Below are 16,742 nucleotides of genomic sequence, written 5' to 3' on the forward strand. Positions count from 1 at the left end.
GGTAACGAGGTTTATTATACAAGTTTTCAAAACATTGTGCATAGCGTTTATTCTTTACACTTTTTTGAAATCCTTATATTACAATAATGACAGCTTAAAAAATAGCACTTTGTACCTATGTGGTACTAAGCTCATGTTATTGAAAATTTTTCTATTTACTGGATTGATTTTACTTTTTAATCGCTCCTCAAAACGAATTACTTTCTTTCCTTTAGGATGTAATATTTGTCTTATTCTATACATTTCTTTACAATACATTTAGTAAAATTTTTTGAAGAGGTAGGTAGTTATTGTGAATGTAAAAAAAATCATTATCCAGTTTCTCATCTTATTGTTACTTACTATACTTATTAGTTTGCTGTATTATAAAGAGATTTCATTGCTTACGTTAATTAACACGTCTTTCGTTCTTTCTAGTGTTATTATTTTTACAACTTTGCTTCTGTTTGTAACACAAAAAGGTTTTTTTGATGGCATTAGTTACGGCTTTAGGAAGATATTTGCCACTAGTCAAGCAGATAAAGATTTAGAAAGGGATATATCAACATTAAGGCCTCCATCGGAGTTGGTCGCTCCAATTCAAGCAGCCAATGTTATGTATAGCTCCCTTCTACTTTTTGTGCTTATGTTAATTGGAGTTTTTATGTTTTATCTTTGATAATTCTTACTAAATGATGTAATATAGAAATAATTAAATTAAAATAGCGTTGATAAAGAGTAGTACTAATAAGTTTCGTTTTCAAGAGAGTTTGTGGGTGGTGGAAACAAACAACGAATTATTAGGAATGGACTTTAGAGCTTTAAGTTGAAATGTTAAAAGTATGCTTAAACGTCACCTTACGTTACAAGGTTTAAGTGATCTCATTTTTGAGATAATAAGGGTGGTACCACGGTCCATTCGTCCCTTTCTATAAGGGATGAATGGGCCTTTTTGTATGCTAAAATTTAGAGGAGTGTGCTGTAAATGAAAACGATCTTTTCAGGTATTCAACCGAGTGGGACAGTTACGTTAGGAAACTATATCGGGGCAATGAAACAATTTGTAGAATTACAAAATGACTATAATTGTTATTTCTGTATTGTTGACCAACATGCTATCACGGTTTACCAAGACCCACAACAACTAAGAAAAGCTATTAGAAATTTAGCTGCACTATATGTAGCAATCGGATTAGATCCGAAGAAAGTTACTTTGTTCATTCAATCTGAAGTACCAGCTCACGCACAACTAGGCTGGATGATGCAATGTGTTTCTTATATCGGAGAATTAGAAAGAATGACTCAATTTAAAGATAAATCCACTGGTAAAGAAGCTGTATCAGCTGGGCTTTTAACCTATCCACCGTTAATGGCAGCAGATATTTTATTATATAAAACAGATGTCGTTCCAGTCGGTGAAGACCAAAAACAACATTTAGAATTAACAAGAGATTTAGCAGAAAGATTTAATAAGAAATATCGTGAGGTATTTACTGTTCCAGAGGTAAAGATTGCTGAAGTTGGTGCTCGTATTATGTCATTAGCTGATCCAACGAAGAAAATGAGCAAATCTGATGCGAACCAAAAAGCATTTTTATCTTTACTGGACGATCCAAAAGTGATGGAGAAAAAAATCAAAAGTGCAGTAACGGATAGTGAAGGAATTGTAAAATACGATAAGGAAAATAAACCTGGTGTATCTAATCTATTATCCATTTATTCTATTTTAGGTGAGGTTACTATAAAAGACTTAGAAGAAAAGTATGAAGGTGTCGGCTATGGTCAATTTAAGCAAGATTTAGCGGATGTAGTCGTTGATTTCTTCACTCCGATTCAAGAACGTTATAATGAGCTAGTTAATTCTGATGAATTAGACCGTATTCTTGATGAAGGTGCAGAAAAAGCTAATAAAATGGCGATGAAAACGTTGAAAAAAGTTGAAAATGCTATGGGTCTTGGTAGAAAAAGAAGATAAAAATAAAGGGTATGTCCATAAAATACTACTTACTGGACATACCCTATGTTGGTTATAAAAACCGTGCCGGTATTCCGCGGGGGAGGCGGTGAGCCTCCTCGATCCATTAGGCTCTGTGGGGTCTCACCAGCCTACACTCTCCCGCAGGACAAGGAAGGCTGCGGCAGCGATGCATCCTTCTTAAGAAAATTCGGAAGCATTTTCGAGGAGTCGGCCACATCACCGGCACTATTATTTATATTACTAAATATAGCTTTTTTACACCTTTTATTTTATAGGAAATAATTTTAGTTAACTTTCGGTTGTTGCTCCATTTCCCATAGTTTCTCGAAAAATGGTTGTCCTTTTATTAAATTCTCACAAAATATTTCATGTTTGCTTGTCCATCCAACTTGTATATCTTCGAATAGTAAATTCCATACTTCTTCAAATGGCTTATCTTGAATCATATTATAAAAAATAGGATTCCATTCTGTATACCAATATCTAATTTCTGCGGTGTTATTAGTAGTTTTTAATTGGTCAAGTGCCATAAACAATAGTTGCTTAAGTTGTCGCTCTTTTCTAGTCAAACCTCTCATACTATCAGGTGACGGGGATAAGATATGATAGTCACCCTGCGATTTACTAAAAGTATCAAAATGGTATTTCGTTCTATCATGATTTTCAACCATATCAAATACAAGCTGCTCTTGCCTCGGAATAAGACGACTTTTTCTAATAGGAATGGAATAACCAATTGTATCTACGGCTAAAATACCTTTCCCATCTGTTACGACAAAACAGTACTCTAGTTGTATACGCTCATGATTCTTTCTTATATAACTCTTTTGGTATACTTCTTCTAATAAAGAAGCAGGTAATTCTTGTAAATCATTTTCAATATAATTGTATAAAATGGTATCAACATATAGTAATGGCGCCTGATCTAATAGCTCCACACTATCATCTTTCCTCCATTCATGAAAATGACAAACGTTATAGCCATTTTCTTCTCCTTCAAACCAATTTACCCATACGTCATGAAGATATAACATACATTACCCCTCACTTCATCAACTCTATTTAAGAATCAGTATAGGCAGGCATGTACAAATTTATTCCATTTTATCTATTTCTTTGTAATTTCTTTAATCTTTTTTTCGTATTGTTACTTCAGGAGTTTGGATTGTTAATGATGCGGTAATTAGGAGAATTCCAATCGGAAGAAGATAACATTCGGGTCTTGTACTAATAAAAACAAAAAATTCTATTAAATTCACCCCAGTAGGTATTAAATTCAAGTACGCAAGCAAACTTACCCCACCAGATACTGCCATACCAAAGCCAACTAAAAATAAAAAAGCTCGTACCATCTATTATCACCTACCACCCATTAAATATAGCCTACTTGTCCACACCTTCTTACTATATAGTATGAAAATGCATTTCAATAATGACTATTAATAAAAAAATTGGGCTTAAAAAAAAGAGAAAAGCCAAGAATGGCATCTTGGCTTTTCTAATCGTTCATCTTTGGATCTAGTGCGTCACGAAGTCCGTCACCAACAAAGTTGAAAGATAATACTGTTATTAAAATCATTACTCCTGGAATCATTGGATACCAAGGGTGTTTTAACATAATTGTAAAGTTTTGAGCGTCTTGTAACATGTTACCCCAACTCGGAATTGGCGGTTGTATACCTAAACCTAAGTAACTTAATGTAGACTCAGCTAAGATTACTCCCCCTACTCCAAGAGTAGCAGCTACGATGATTGGACCGATTGCATTCGGTAAAATGTGCGAGAAAATAATAGTATGACTACGTGTTCCAATCGTTTTAGATGCTAAAACGAATTCACGAGTACGAAGTGATAAAAATTCTCCACGAACAAGACGAGCAGTTGTAGTCCAACCTAGTAATGCAAAGATTAAAATTAGTTTGTCCACACCAGGTGTGAAGATTGTAACTAACGTGATTAATAAGAAAATACTTGGAATAGAGATAATTACGTCTACTATACGCATTAAGAAAGCGTCAATTCTTCCACCGAAGTATCCAGCTACTGCTCCAACTATTGTTCCAATTGTAATAGATCCTGCGATAGAGACAAATCCAACCATTAGAGAAACTCTTGCTCCGAATAAAATACGAGCAAACACGTCACGACCATATCTGTCAGTTCCTAACCAATGTTCAGAGCTAGGTGACTGTAATCTGTTCATTAAGTTTTGGTCACTATATGAATGTTGCGTTAATACTGGTGCGAAAATTGCTGCTAATATGATAATCGTTAATAATGTTGCCCCAATAACGGCAAGTTTGTTCTTAAAAAACTTTCGAACAACTATCTTTGTCATCGATTCATGTTTTCCAATTGCATTGGGGTTTAACGCACTATTAGTTTCAGGTGATGTTTGAGTTTGCATCGATGTTCCCCCTTCTAGAATTCAATCCGCGGATCAAAAATTGCATATAAAATATCAGCAATTAAGTTGCCGATTACAACAAAGACCGCAGAAATTACTGTTAATGCCATAATAACTGGATAATCACGTTGGAACGCTGAATCAATGAATAGTAATCCGATTCCTGGCCAAGCGAAGATTTTTTCTACAACTACAGATCCACCAATAAATCCAGGTAACATTAATCCAAAGATTGTAATTACTGGGATTAAACCGTTTCGTAATCCGTGTTTGTAAACTACTTTGTTTTCTTTTAATCCTTTTGCACGAGCTGTACGCATGTAATCTTGTTTTAATACGTCTAACATACTTGAACGTGTATAACGCGTTAATCCAGCCATATCAGCTGTTGCTAAAACGATTGCAGGTAAAATTAAATGGTGTAGTCTATCTAGTAAACTAAAATCAGTATTTAACGTTTTAATTCCACCAGTAGGGAACCAACCTAAATGTACAGAGAAGAACATAATTAATACTAAACCAATCCAGAAGTTTGGCGTTGCTAAACCAATGAATGATGTAATTGTAACGGAATAGTCCGTTAATGTGTATTGCTTCCTTGCTGATATTACTCCAAACGGAATAGATATTATTACAGCTAAAATAGTTGAAGAAACCATTAGTAATAACGTGTTAGGTAGTCGGTTCCAAATCATTTCACTTACAGGTACACCACGGCGAATTAAAGATGTACCAAAGTCACCTTTTGCCATGTTACTAACCCATCGATAATATTGAATATGAACTGGGTCATTTAAACCGTAACGATCGTTAAATTTCTCTAAATCTTTTTGACTAATATTAGGGTCCATCATTAAGGAACTTGGTCCACCCGGTGCCATCTGCATGATCGCAAAAGAAAGAATGGTTATCCCGAATAATAATGGAATCGCCATTAGTGTACGTCTAATGATATATGAGATCATAGCTGATTCTCCTTTTCTGTCTTTACTTTGAAAGAGGTCCAATCGTAATACGCTTACTAAAAACGTTTATTTTAATACTGAATTCCAAAATACAGTAGTGTGTTCAATAAGTAGTTGTACATCTACGATGAAAAATCTAATTTTTCCCATCAATTTGAAAGATAAAAGGGGAAGGGAGAGTCCCTTCCCCTTTATCTATTCATTTAGTGATTAGTCTTGCTTTAACCACCATTTGTGAATGTTGTAGAATTCCGCTCTTGCATGGAACTCAAAGCCTTCTAAGTTAGCAGGCATTGCACGGTGTGCATTTGGATAGTATAAGAAAGTATATGGTTGCTCTTCAGCAATGATTCTGTTTGCTGCTTGGATGTACTCAGCACGCTCTTCGCGGTCCATAGTACTCATGTTTAAGTCCATATATTTGTCAGCTTCTTCATTAGAGAACCCAACAAAGTTTAAGCCTTCTTCAATTTCTTTAGAGTGGAAGATACCACTTGGATTTGGATCAGTTGATAATGCCCATCCTAAGATGATTGCATCAAAGTTCCATGCAGGAGGGTTAACATCCGCTAAGAATGCAGACCATTCCATGATATCTGGAGTAACTTTGATACCAAGACCAGCTAATTGATCTTGAATTACTACCGCTAAGTCTTCACGGATTTTGTTACCTTGGTTCGTTTTTAAAGTGAATTCGAATTTTTTGCCGTCTTTCTCTAATGTGCCGTCAGCACCTGGAGTCCAACCAGCTTCTTCTAACATAGCTTTTGCTTTTTCTACATTGTACTCGAATTTAGGAACATCTTCGCTATAAGCCCAGCTTAATGGAGACTCAGGTACGTGAGCTACTTCTCCATCGTTATTTAAAATTGTCGCAACCATTGTTTCACGGTCTAAAGCGTGAGTAATTGCTTGACGAACAGTCTTGTCTTCGAATAATGGGTTACGTAGGTTGTAACCTAAGTAAGTGTAAGATAATGCTAAACCAGATTCGATTTTAAGTTTACCTTGCTCTTCCCACTCTAAAGCAGTTTGGTAATCAGAAGCAGGAACTGTGTAATAATCAATGTCTCCAGCTGCTAAAGCAGTTAATAATGCATCAGCATCAGGAATAATACGGTAAGTTAAAGAATCAAGGAAAGGACGACCTTCCCAATAATCATCGTTTGCAACTACGCGTACATATTGACCATCTTCCCAAACGTCAAACTTGAATGGACCTGAACCGATTGGGTTTTTTACGTTGAACTCAGTATATTCACCTAAGTCAGCGATTGCAACTTCACCTAAGATGTGCTTAGGTAAGATAGGGAAACCAAAAGCAATATGGATAGTTGGATCGATATCGCTTAAAGTGATTTTTACAGTTAACTCGTCAACTTTTTCAACAGAAGCGATTCTTTCAAAGTAACCACGACGAGGACCGTCATAGTCTTCATGTAAAGGAATGCTTAAAGAGAATACTACGTCATCAGCTGTTACAGGCTCACCATCATGGAACTTTAAGCCTTCACGTAATTTGAACGTGTGCTCCATGTTGTCTTCTGAAGCATCCCAGCTTTCAGCCATAGATAAAGTTGTGTCAAAAGAAGTGTCACTTCCAACTAATGCATCAAAGATAAATCCTTCGATTGCAGAAGAAGCAGTATCTGCAGAATAGTAACCATTGAATAATGTTGGGCTTCCAGAAGCACCAATTACTAAGTTACCACCAACTTGTGGACCTTCTTCTTCAGGTGCCTCTTCAGTACCTGTGTTATTGTTGTTATTATTACCAGGTGTTGTTGGCGTTGTTGGTGTTGTTGTGTTGTTGCTGCCACACGCTGCTAAAAATAACGTTAAAACTAGTGATAATGCGATTAACAGTAAGCCTTTTTGTTTTAGCTTCACGTCTTTTTCCCCCTTAAAATTTTAAATGTTCTGAAAATGAAAGGTAAAAATATCGTAATTTTCTTACTTTACCTAAGACCCTTCAAATCAGGATATATATCATCGTGCTTATCATCTAGATTAAACTAGATGACAAGCAACAAAATGATCAGGTTTAACTTCCTTGAATTCAGGAATTGCTTCTCTACAAATGTCAGTCGCCAAAGGACAACGTGTATGGAATACACAGCCTTTTGGTGGGTTCGCTGCACTTGGCAGTTCACCTTTTAATACGATTCTCTCCCGCTTGGCTGTTTGGCCTTTGCGACGAGGTGTTGGTACTGCTGATAGCAATGCTTGCGTATAAGGGTGTAATGGATCATTATATAAATCATGCTTGTTCGCAAGTTCCATCATTCTTCCTAAATACATAACCCCAACTCTGTCACTAATGTGACGAACAACACTTAAATCGTGGGAGATGAAAATGTATGCCATTCCCATTTCGCGTTGTAAGTCTTGCATTAAGTTAATGATTTGGGCTTGTATCGAAACATCTAGCGCTGAAACTGCCTCATCGGCAATGATTAAATCAGGGTTAAGCGCTAGAGCTCTTGCTATTCCAATACGTTGACGTTGTCCACCTGAAAATTCATGAGGGTAACGTTCAATGTATGAAGGATCTAATCCAACTGTTGCTAATAATTCTTGAATTTTATCTTCACGCTCTTTACCGTGGTAAAGATTATGAGTTTTAAATGGTTCTGCAAGAATAGAGCGTAATGTTTTCCTTGGATTTAACGTTGCGAATGGATCTTGGAAGACCATTTGAATGTCGCGGCGAACTGTGTTTCTAAGCTCACTCTCACTCATCTTCGCAATGTCACGACCTTTAAAGATTATTTCTCCTTCAGTCGGTTCATACAGTCGGATAAGCGTTCTACCAGTAGTTGACTTACCACATCCAGATTCTCCAACTAGACCTAGAGTTTCACCTTTTTTGACAAATAAGTTAATGTCGTCAACAGCTTTTACATTCCCAACCGTTCTTTGTAATAAGCCTGCCTTGATTGGGAAGTACTTTTTAAGTCCTCTTACTTCAAGGAGGTTATCAGTTGAGTTTTCTTGTTGTTGACCTTTTAAGTTTGTATCTGTTGCGTTCATTATTTTGCCTCCTCCCCTTCATATAAGAAGCATCTTACCGAGCGGTTGCCTTCTTTCTTTTGTAAAGTTGGAATTTCGCTTAAGCAACGGTCAAATGCTTTTGGACAACGAGGGGCAAAGCGACACCCTGCAGGTAAGTTCGTTGGTGGTGGTACATTCCCTTGGATTGATTCTAATCTAGAAATGTCACTTTCAATGTTAGGAATAGAACCCATTAGCCCTTCTGTATAAGGATGAAGTGGCTCTTCAAATAAGTCTTCCACGGATGCTTCCTCAACTACTTGACCACAATACATAACTACTACTCTATCAGCTACTTCTGATACGACGCCTAGGTCATGTGTGATTAAAAGTATGGAAGTATCAAATTTATGGCTTAAATCTTTCATTAGGTCTAAAATTTGCGCTTGGATTGTAACGTCTAACGCTGTTGTAGGTTCGTCAGCTATTAATAGCTTCGGGTTACAACTCATTGCCATTGCTATCATTACCCTTTGTCTCATACCACCTGATAATCGGTGAGGATAATCATTAATGATTTCATCTGCGCGTGAGAATCCTACAACTTCTAACATTTCAATTGCTTTTTTAATTGCTTGTGATCTTGTCATCTTTTGATGTAATGTTAAAACTTCTGTAATCTGTTCTCCAATAGTTAATACTGGATTTAAAGATGTCATTGGTTCTTGGAAAATCATTGAAATGTCATTACCACGGACTTTACAAAGTTCGTTCTCCGATAGTTTCGTTAAATCTCTACCTTCGAAATTAATTTCTCCACCCACGATCGCTCCACCTGGTTTTGGTATTAATCCCATGATGGAAAGTGACGTAATGGATTTACCTGAACCGGACTCTCCAACTAATGCAACAGTTTCACCTTTTTTAATTGAAATGTCTACCCCATCAACTGCTGGAATAGCTTGCTTTTTCTTAAAAAAGTGAGTTTGTAAGTTTTTTACTTCTAATAAAGCTGACATGAGCTTCACCTTCCTTTACTCATTCGATGCTAGTTCTAATTTGATGTGTAAGTAGTCCATTTGTAACGTGAATTTTCATTGTTATAAATATTTTAACAATTCTTTACTGAATTATTACAAAAATATAAAACTAGTAGACTATTTCTTAGGTAGATTTAGATTTTTCTAATAATTTATAACAATATTACAGTGTTGATTTTCTTCGGATTCTTTATTTACTAAATTATCCGAAAATAATTATCGTCTGTATGTATAATATTACAAAACGTTTACAAATACAAGTGAATTTTTGAAATAAACTTAAAACTTTTTCGATTTGAACTATTTAAAACCTTCTACAATGACTGATTATAGTAAAAAATCAAAAAAAATACTAGCCTTTTTTCGCTAGTTTTCAAAATTTTTTATTTATTCTTACAAGAATTATATTGTTATTGCTAGTTTTATATCTTCTAAACTCATATTAAATAATTCTTTATACGTTATGTTCTTGTTTTGCATAGCTTTTTGTACTAGATAATATCCAACGCAGTAACCAACCATTTTCGGATAGTATCCTTTACCAAATAAAATATTATTATGTTCTCGTTCTATTCTTTTTATGTTTTTATGGGGAGAAATGATCTTTTTATAAAAGCCTTCTAATTGTTCCTGCGTATAGTAGTTGGCCCAACTCGCTGTCCACTCTTTTCCAATTTGCTCTTTTACAGCACTTTCAGCCAGCCCTTCAATAGTAATCGAATCTAGTAATGTCATTTCTTCTTCTTTTCGTTTCTCTTTTGCTAAAACGCAAATATGATTATATTCATGAGTTAAAAGCGCTTTTAATTCGTTTGTCCCGATATTTTTAGGTAGAAATATAAACAATTTGTCTTTGAAAGCTACTCCAGATTTCCCATTAAAATCTCTTGCTATTTGTACATTATTTTCATCAGATGGAAAAATAAAGATGGGGATATCAGGTCCGGCCCATATTCTTTTTAATATTTTCCATTCTAGCTGGACAATTTTCCAAATATTTTTATTTTGTAATATTGTTACAGTTTCTTTACCGTTTTTTGTTGGTCGATACATTCCGTGACTACCAAGGTAGTCATATAATTCTCTCGGTGTAATGTCTTCAAAGTAAGGAAGGAGGTTTTCACATACTTTTACTGGTTCATCGTAATTTTTGCTTAACCATCTATCGGTTTGTATAACACTCATCTTTTATACATCCCTTTTTGTCTTTTTGTCATGTTATGTTCGAGATATGATTTTGTGTTTGTCAGGCTTTATTTTGGGCATCGTGAGGAGAAAATAAAAACACCCGTCCAAGAGGATCGAGTGCATTAATTCCATTATTGTTCAAATCGCTTAAACACGATTGTTGCATTGTGACCACCAAAACCTAGTGAGTTACTCATTGCAACGCGTACTTCTTTTGTCTTTGCTTTATTAGGTACATAATCTAAATCACATTCTGGGTCTGGGGTTTCTAAGTTAATTGTTGGTGGAATGATTCCTGTTTCAATTGCTTTAATTGTAAAAATTGCTTCCACACCACCAGCTGCACCAAGTAAATGACCTGTCATTGATTTAGTAGAACTTATAGAAACATTATATGCATGGTCTCCTAAAACTTCTTTAATTGCCATTGTTTCGTACTTATCGTTGTACTCTGTACTTGTTCCATGTGCATTAACATAGTCCATTTCATTTGGAGAAAGGCCAGCGTCATCGATAGCCATTTTCATTGCTCGTGCTCCACCTTCTCCAGCTGGTGCTGGTGCCGTGATATGATGAGCATCTCCTGTAGATCCGTAACCAACTATTTCTGCATAAATTTTCGCACCGCGTGCTAAAGCATACTCCAGTTCTTCTAAAATTAATATTCCAGATCCTTCACCCATAACGAATCCATCACGGTTTGCATCAAACGGACGACTAGCTGTTTTAGGATCGGGATTAGTTGACAAAGCCTTCGCTGAACTAAAACCAGCAAACGAAATGTCTGTTAACGGTGCTTCAGTCCCCCCAGTAACCATCACATCCGCATCCCCACGTTGAATTACTTTAAATGCATCACCAATACAGTTTGTACCTGTTGCACAAGCGGTTACTGTACATGAGTTTACGCCTTTAGCGCCTAGAGCAATCGATACTTGTCCAGTTGCCATATCCGGTATCATCATTGGCACGAAAAACGGACTTACACGACGAGGTCCTTTTTCCAAAAATGTTTTATATTGGTTTTCAAATGTTTCCATTCCACCAATACCTGAACCAATCCATACACCAACACGTGGTGCATTTGATTCGTTTATATCAAGATTAGCATCTTTTACTGCCATGAGTGAAGCTGCCATCGCATATTGAGTAAAACGGTCCATGCGACGAGCCTCTTTTTTATCCATAAAATTTTCCGGATTAAAATCTTTTAACTCTGCTGCTACCTTTGTTGGGAATTGTCCGGAGTCTACCCTCGTTAAAGCTCCAACTCCTGAAACCCCATTAATAGCGCTTTCCCACGTTGTATTTGCATCGTTACCTATTGGTGTTACTGCCCCTATTCCAGTTACTACTACTCTTTTTTTCATGTTCATTCTCCTTTCAACTGACATCCAAGTTTTATTTTCCCCAACGGATGGCAATTGCTCCCCATGTTAGCCCGCCTCCGAAACCTACCATTACTACTACATCACCATCTTTAATTCTACCATTTTCTACCTCTTCTACAATAGAAATAGGGATAGATGCTGCAGATGTATTTCCATATTTATTTATTGTCATAGACATTTTCTCAATTGGTAATTCAAGTCTTTCTCTTGCTGCTTCCATAATTCTAATATTTGCTTGATGAGGAACTAAAAAGTCTACATCTTCCTTAGATAGACCGGCTTTTTCAATGACATTTACAGCAGATTCTCCCATCTGTCTAACCGCAAATTTAAAAACTTCTCGCCCATTCATTATAATGTATTCATCTTGATATAAGTGTTTTGCTCCTGTACCGTCTGCTCCTAATTCAAAAGATAGTATTCCCTTATTTTCAGAAACTGGACCAAGTACTACAGCCCCTGCACCATCACCAAAAAGTACAGCTGTATTTCGATCATTCCAATCCGTAATTTTGGATAGCTTTTCTACACCGACAACTAATACGTTTTTATAATCACCATTTTCAATAAATTGTTTTCCGTTAATGATTCCATACATAAAACCTGCGCAAGCAGCACTTAAGTCATATGCACAAGCCTTTTTTGCGCCAAGGCGTTCTTGAATCATACAAGCAACAGATGGAAATGGACGGTCTGGTGTCACTGTCGCAACTATAATCATATCTAAATCTTCTGCCGTTACCCCTGCATCTTCCAACGCTTTTTGCGCTGCAAAGTAAGCCATATCTGAAGTATCTATATTATCCTCTGCTAATCTTCGTTCTTCAATCCCCGTTCTCGTTCTAATCCATTCATCCGATGTATCTACAATCTTTTCCATATCTAGGTTTGTCATTATTTTTTCAGGTAAATATCGACCAATACCAATAATCCCCGCATTCATTCACAACACCTAACTCTCTAATTTATTATCAAATATTATGACTTGGTACTAATTTTATAATAAAATGTCACATATTACAATAGTTAACCCCGCACATGTAAAGTTAAGTATTAAAATTAGACTTCTGCCTATGCACTTTTGACTAGTAATGCATAGGATACAGTGAAGTCTTTGGAAAGGTGGAGATATTTTGGATGAGAAAGAACATGAAGTTAATAGTGACCCATTTTCTCGCTTAATGTTTGGGGAACGAGAACAACAACCTGAAGAGAAAAAGCCTCTCGATATGACTCAATTGAATGTATCTAATTATAATTATACGGAGTTATTTGAGAAAGTTGATTCCATAATGGAGTCTGTGAATAAGTTAAAACCGTTAGTAAATGAATTATCCCCATTATTAGATTTCTTAAAAAAGAAAAAGGACTAGGTGAATTTCACTTTGTCCTTTTTTTGTATTATTTACTTCTGTCCTTCTTGCTTTCCTAGTTCGTATGCTTCGTCCATTACTTTTGTTAGTAGTGTCATGAATGGTTGAAGGTGTTCTATACTTAATTCGATTCCAGTTTCGTCAAGCATCTGTTTCGCTTCTGGTAAGTGTTTCATAGCGATTTGCATAAATTGCATTTGTTTTAATTGATCTTCCATTGTTATTCTCCTTTTACTTGTTCGTTTGGTAATAAACCTGTTTCTTTATATGTTTCTATATTTTGGAGTATTTTTTCTTGAAAAGGTTTATCGACTAATGGGCTGAACTTCCCTAGTGAGATAACATCATCTTCAAAATCAAAATATAGTGATCCAGATGATAATTCGCCAGATAAGTAGTTTCTAAAAACTAGTTCATATAATTCTGGAACGTGTTGAACAGTACTGGTCAACACTGTATTTTCTCCTAAGTCAGATTGGTCCGTAACAAAGCCAATCGCATATTTGCCTTTACTCTTTAATTGATTAATGACTGGAACGTTAAAGCCGTCCCCCGCTGGGTAAACGATATCAACGTCATTTTCTAGCATACCTTTAAGGATAGTTAATGCAATTTTAGGGTCATCCCAATTTTGAGTGTACTCAATGAACACTGTAGCGTCAGGGTTCTGATAAGAAACACCTTCAAAAAAGCCATCTACTTCAGGTTGCCATTCAAATGCAGCAATAATTCCTACTTTATTCGTTTCTGTCATATGGCCACTAACCATTCCACCGAAAAAACCCATAGCATTTGCTTTAAAGTTTAGGCTTGTAACATTTTTCCCGTAAACGGTTGAATTAAAACAAACAAAATGTATATGAGGATAATCATCTCCTATTTCGTCAAACACTTTTGCGTATTGATTTCCATGACCAAAAATAAACGTAATTCCCTTTTTATCGAATTCCTTCACTGCTTTTTTTATTTCTTCTTCCTGTTCAATTCCTTCTTCATAGAACACATCTAAATTAAATGTAGATTGAATTCTAAGTAAACCTTTATATCCTTTCGTTCCCCAAACTTGGTCATTTATAGTATCTGGAACAAGTAGTCCAACTTTATTTTTATCATTCGAAGAAACTTGTCCACAAGAAGTTAATAGAAGAAGAACAATTATAGAAAATAAAGTCATAAATCTTATTTTTTTCAAGTGAAGACACCATCCTAACAAGTAAAAAAACTGTAAACTATTGTTACATTATTATGTATTAGGAAAGAAAAACTTTCCTATTCTAACTTATATATTACACTCATCTCATTATAATAAAAGAGATATTTCAAAAATACCATATATTCTTAATATAATTTACATACGTTTTCTACGAATCTTAGAATGTAATACATGATCTTCAACCGCTTGTTTTACGGTATAAGTTGGTTTACAATCAATGACATTCCAAACGGATTCGCCTTTCCTTATAGGTGACTTATTAACTTTCGATAGTTTAATAGACAACTCCACAGCCAATTCATCAGATACGTTTTTATTTGGATTTGTTACCAGTAATACTTTTTGATGAATTCGTTCTTTACTTTCCAATAAAGAAACTAATAATTTTGAAACATCTTCTACATATATATAGTCTTTTTCTACTACCATGTCATTTTCTCCATCACAATCCATTTTTCCTTCGACTTTATTAAAAATTATTCTTTGGATGGTATCTTTTTCTGGCTGCCACGGTCCAAACACTTCATTAAATAGAATCATTACTACATTACCAAGTGAATCCAAATATTCTATCCAGTCGTCATTGGCTGTATCTACTCGTTGGATAATGTAAACAATCTCAAAGAGTTGTGACAAATTGTTTAGGTGTTTTTTCTCGTTTTCTGTTAGTTTTTTCTCTGGAAAATAGAAGGCTGCCACTCCACTTTCACTTTCTAACAGTTCTAGGCTTTCTACGTTTTTATATTGAAAGAATGCATTTCTTCCAATCTCCATTAACATTTCATCTGTTTCTTTTCGTTGTTGTTGTTCCGTTTCTATGCTTAATACTTCATATTCTTCCTCTATCAATTTTTTACACAAGCTAAAGGCAATAAAGTTGGAAGCACCGATTACTACAATTCTATTCAAGTTTTATCCCTCCTCGAAAACTAGCTCTTACCGTATCTTATGCAATCGACATAATTAAAGTCCCCATTCGATTTTTAGAATAGAGACTTTTATAGTTTTGTTTCGAATTTCGTAAAGAACTGACAAATGGAACTACCGTAAGAATATCTTTTTTCCACAAGGTGATACGTTACTTGAATTGGATGTGAAAGTTTTTTTCTCCATTCTTCATATATTTTGCAATGTACGTTAGGATCGTAAGTGAAATTCGTTGTAGTTTGCCAAATCTTAACTGGCAATTCACTTATAAAGTGATGACCACTTATTTGCTTTATTTTATTTTCTAATTCCTCTTTGTTCACTTTATGTGCATCTAATAGCTCTTTATATATTTTTTTAAAGAAGAATTTTCTTTCTTTTTCTTGCTTGTAGTGAGCATATAAATCAAGACACGGATTTATAAGAGCTACGGAGCGCACATTTTCTTTTATTATTTCCATCAATTGAAGTGCAACTAGGGCTCCCATTCCTTCTGCTAAAATATGAATCTTACTATTTAAGATTTCCTGCTTTAAAACGATATGATACAACTGTTGTATATGTTCTAAAGCTCTTTCACTTCCCCAATTTGCTCCGTACAAATTAGAGTAAAAAATGGTATATCCTGCACTTAGAAGTTGTTCCATTATTTTCGTTCGTCCTATATGTTGCGTCCATAAGCTCTTGTGCTCATCTACAAAGTGATTAGTGTCCCCGATAATAAGTACTCCAAATCCGTTTGGCTTCTCTGGAACATGAACAACATTCCATTGACCTCCCATTAGAAAAAATCGTATATTTCTATCCATCATACTTCCTTTCCTCCAACATCTTCACCGTATATTTTATCGTATGAAAAAAAGACTTTCCTGTTAAAGGCTTTTGAAGGATTTTTCCATATTGTTCAATAATTTGTGCTAAAGTTCACATTCGTGTTATTTCATATTATTTGTTATTTCATTTTAATGGTAAATCTACCTAAAGTAAAAAATAAAAGAAGGCGATTTTAGCAAGCACCTTCTTCGTCATGGACATTAGTTAGCTCTTCATTTAAGCGTTGTAATGTTTCTTTTCCTAGTTCCGTTAAGTTTGTTTCTTTTTGTTCTAACAATAATTTCAGCTCTTTTAACTTATCTTGATTTGCCAAAGTATATCCTCCTATTTTCAAAAATATGGTTACAGAAAAAATTACTAAAGAAAACGAATACATTTTTACGTTTATTATATGCGTACTTTGTGGTAAAATATCCGAAGAATGTAGTTCTTTATGATAGGAGGATATACTAA

18 protein-coding genes and 1 other annotated feature are annotated in these 16,742 nt (G+C 35.1%); of the genes, 3 read left to right on the plus strand and 15 right to left on the minus strand.

Annotation, left to right across the window (positions count from 1 at the left end):
* Window positions 1-292 precede the first annotated feature (292 nt).
* On the plus strand, window positions 293-658 hold the full coding sequence (locus CDZ89_RS14425) for a DUF3899 domain-containing protein (protein ID WP_157842746.1): 366 nt from the start codon (window positions 293-295) through the stop codon (window positions 656-658).
* A gap of 40 nt (window positions 659-698) precedes the next feature.
* Window positions 699-909 (plus strand) — a binding site (T-box leader).
* A gap of 55 nt (window positions 910-964) precedes the next feature.
* On the plus strand, window positions 965-1,954 hold the full coding sequence (gene trpS / locus CDZ89_RS14430; protein WP_100333882.1) for a tryptophan--tRNA ligase: 990 nt from the start codon (window positions 965-967) through the stop codon (window positions 1,952-1,954).
* A 287-nt stretch (window positions 1,955-2,241) separates the two neighbouring features.
* On the opposite strand, the gene CDZ89_RS14435 is transcribed toward trpS, so the two are convergent.
* The 10 genes from CDZ89_RS14435 to CDZ89_RS14480 form a co-directional block, all read right to left on the minus strand.
* Window positions 2,242-2,991, minus strand: coding sequence for a YjbA family protein (locus tag CDZ89_RS14435; RefSeq protein WP_096155143.1), 750 nt, complete (start codon window positions 2,989-2,991; stop codon window positions 2,242-2,244).
* 93 nt (window positions 2,992-3,084) lie between these two features.
* Window positions 3,085-3,309, minus strand: a complete 225-nt coding sequence (locus CDZ89_RS14440; protein ID WP_096155144.1) for a YuzI family membrane protein — start codon at window positions 3,307-3,309, stop codon at window positions 3,085-3,087.
* A gap of 146 nt (window positions 3,310-3,455) precedes the next feature.
* Entirely contained in the window at window positions 3,456-4,364 is a 909-nt protein-coding gene (opp4C, locus tag CDZ89_RS14445; RefSeq protein WP_096155145.1) for an oligopeptide ABC transporter permease, read from the minus strand.
* A 14-nt stretch (window positions 4,365-4,378) separates the two neighbouring features.
* Window positions 4,379-5,329 carry an ABC transporter permease gene (locus tag CDZ89_RS14450; protein ID WP_096155146.1) on the minus strand — a complete coding sequence of 317 codons (951 nt, stop codon included), beginning with the start codon at window positions 5,327-5,329 and terminating at the stop codon, window positions 4,379-4,381.
* 210 nt (window positions 5,330-5,539) lie between these two features.
* Window positions 5,540-7,219 (minus strand): peptide-binding protein, encoded by a 1,680-nt coding sequence (locus tag CDZ89_RS14455; RefSeq protein ID WP_100333883.1) that lies wholly within the window; start codon window positions 7,217-7,219, stop codon window positions 5,540-5,542.
* 120 nt (window positions 7,220-7,339) lie between these two features.
* A complete protein-coding gene (locus tag CDZ89_RS14460) occupies window positions 7,340-8,362 on the minus strand; it encodes an ABC transporter ATP-binding protein (RefSeq protein WP_096155148.1) in 1,023 nt (340 codons plus the stop codon).
* Window positions 8,362-9,342, minus strand: a complete 981-nt coding sequence (locus tag CDZ89_RS14465) for an ABC transporter ATP-binding protein (RefSeq protein ID WP_096155149.1) — start codon at window positions 9,340-9,342, stop codon at window positions 8,362-8,364. The genes CDZ89_RS14460 and CDZ89_RS14465 overlap by 1 nt, the downstream gene beginning before the upstream one ends.
* 423 nt (window positions 9,343-9,765) lie before the next feature.
* Window positions 9,766-10,548 (minus strand): DUF2268 domain-containing putative Zn-dependent protease, encoded by a 783-nt coding sequence (locus tag CDZ89_RS14470; protein WP_096155150.1) that lies wholly within the window; start codon window positions 10,546-10,548, stop codon window positions 9,766-9,768.
* 134 nt (window positions 10,549-10,682) lie between these two features.
* Complete coding sequence (fabF, locus tag CDZ89_RS14475; protein WP_406564899.1) at window positions 10,683-11,921, minus strand: beta-ketoacyl-ACP synthase II; 1,239 nt, start codon at window positions 11,919-11,921, stop codon at window positions 10,683-10,685.
* Between the two features lie 31 nt (window positions 11,922-11,952).
* Window positions 11,953-12,885 (minus strand): beta-ketoacyl-ACP synthase III, encoded by a 933-nt coding sequence (locus CDZ89_RS14480; RefSeq protein WP_100333884.1) that lies wholly within the window; start codon window positions 12,883-12,885, stop codon window positions 11,953-11,955.
* Between the two features lie 190 nt (window positions 12,886-13,075).
* On the opposite strand from CDZ89_RS14480, the gene CDZ89_RS14485 reads away from it, so the two are divergent.
* A complete protein-coding gene (locus CDZ89_RS14485; RefSeq protein ID WP_100333885.1) occupies window positions 13,076-13,315 on the plus strand; it encodes a hypothetical protein in 240 nt (79 codons plus the stop codon).
* A 32-nt stretch (window positions 13,316-13,347) separates the two neighbouring features.
* Here the strand turns inward: CDZ89_RS14485 and CDZ89_RS14490 are convergent, their stop codons facing one another.
* The 5 genes from CDZ89_RS14490 to CDZ89_RS19745 form a co-directional block, all read right to left on the minus strand.
* On the minus strand, window positions 13,348-13,533 hold the full coding sequence (locus tag CDZ89_RS14490; RefSeq protein ID WP_096155153.1) for a ComZ family protein: 186 nt from the start codon (window positions 13,531-13,533) through the stop codon (window positions 13,348-13,350).
* A 2-nt stretch (window positions 13,534-13,535) separates the two neighbouring features.
* A complete protein-coding gene (locus CDZ89_RS14495) occupies window positions 13,536-14,489 on the minus strand; it encodes a BMP family ABC transporter substrate-binding protein (protein ID WP_096156968.1) in 954 nt (317 codons plus the stop codon).
* Between the two features lie 174 nt (window positions 14,490-14,663).
* Window positions 14,664-15,437, minus strand: coding sequence for an NAD-dependent epimerase/dehydratase family protein (locus CDZ89_RS14500; RefSeq protein WP_100333886.1), 774 nt, complete (start codon window positions 15,435-15,437; stop codon window positions 14,664-14,666).
* A gap of 89 nt (window positions 15,438-15,526) precedes the next feature.
* On the minus strand, window positions 15,527-16,267 hold the full coding sequence (locus tag CDZ89_RS14505; RefSeq protein ID WP_096155155.1) for an alpha/beta hydrolase family protein: 741 nt from the start codon (window positions 16,265-16,267) through the stop codon (window positions 15,527-15,529).
* Between the two features lie 194 nt (window positions 16,268-16,461).
* Window positions 16,462-16,602, minus strand: a complete 141-nt coding sequence (locus CDZ89_RS19745) for a hypothetical protein (RefSeq protein ID WP_157842747.1) — start codon at window positions 16,600-16,602, stop codon at window positions 16,462-16,464.
* Window positions 16,603-16,742: the final 140 nt, after the last annotated feature.

Source organism: Bacillus alkalisoli, assembly GCF_002797415.1.
Classification (GTDB): domain Bacteria; phylum Bacillota; class Bacilli; order Bacillales; family Bacillaceae_I; genus Bacillus_CD; species Bacillus_CD alkalisoli.

Coding starts and splice junctions, on each gene's coding strand:
- CDZ89_RS14440 (WP_096155144.1), bottom strand. CDS start 3,309: ATGGTACGAGCTTTTTTATTTTTAGTTGGCTTTGGTATGGCAGTATCT.
- CDZ89_RS14450 (WP_096155146.1), bottom strand. CDS start 5,329: ATGATCTCATATATCATTAGACGTACACTAATGGCGATTCCATTATTA.
- CDZ89_RS14490 (WP_096155153.1), bottom strand. CDS start 13,533: ATGGAAGATCAATTAAAACAAATGCAATTTATGCAAATCGCTATGAAA.
- fabF (WP_406564899.1), bottom strand. CDS start 11,921: ATGAAAAAAAGAGTAGTAGTAACTGGAATAGGGGCAGTAACACCAATA.
- CDZ89_RS14460 (WP_096155148.1), bottom strand. CDS start 8,362: ATGAACGCAACAGATACAAACTTAAAAGGTCAACAACAAGAAAACTCA.
- opp4C (WP_096155145.1), bottom strand. CDS start 4,364: ATGCAAACTCAAACATCACCTGAAACTAATAGTGCGTTAAACCCCAAT.
- CDZ89_RS14505 (WP_096155155.1), bottom strand. CDS start 16,267: ATGATGGATAGAAATATACGATTTTTTCTAATGGGAGGTCAATGGAAT.
- CDZ89_RS14495 (WP_096156968.1), bottom strand. CDS start 14,489: ATGACTTTATTTTCTATAATTGTTCTTCTTCTATTAACTTCTTGTGGA.
- CDZ89_RS14435 (WP_096155143.1), bottom strand. CDS start 2,991: ATGTTATATCTTCATGACGTATGGGTAAATTGGTTTGAAGGAGAAGAA.
- CDZ89_RS14480 (WP_100333884.1), bottom strand. CDS start 12,885: ATGAATGCGGGGATTATTGGTATTGGTCGATATTTACCTGAAAAAATA.
- CDZ89_RS14465 (WP_096155149.1), bottom strand. CDS start 9,342: ATGTCAGCTTTATTAGAAGTAAAAAACTTACAAACTCACTTTTTTAAG.
- trpS (WP_100333882.1), top strand. CDS start 965: ATGAAAACGATCTTTTCAGGTATTCAACCGAGTGGGACAGTTACGTTA.
- CDZ89_RS14470 (WP_096155150.1), bottom strand. CDS start 10,548: ATGAGTGTTATACAAACCGATAGATGGTTAAGCAAAAATTACGATGAA.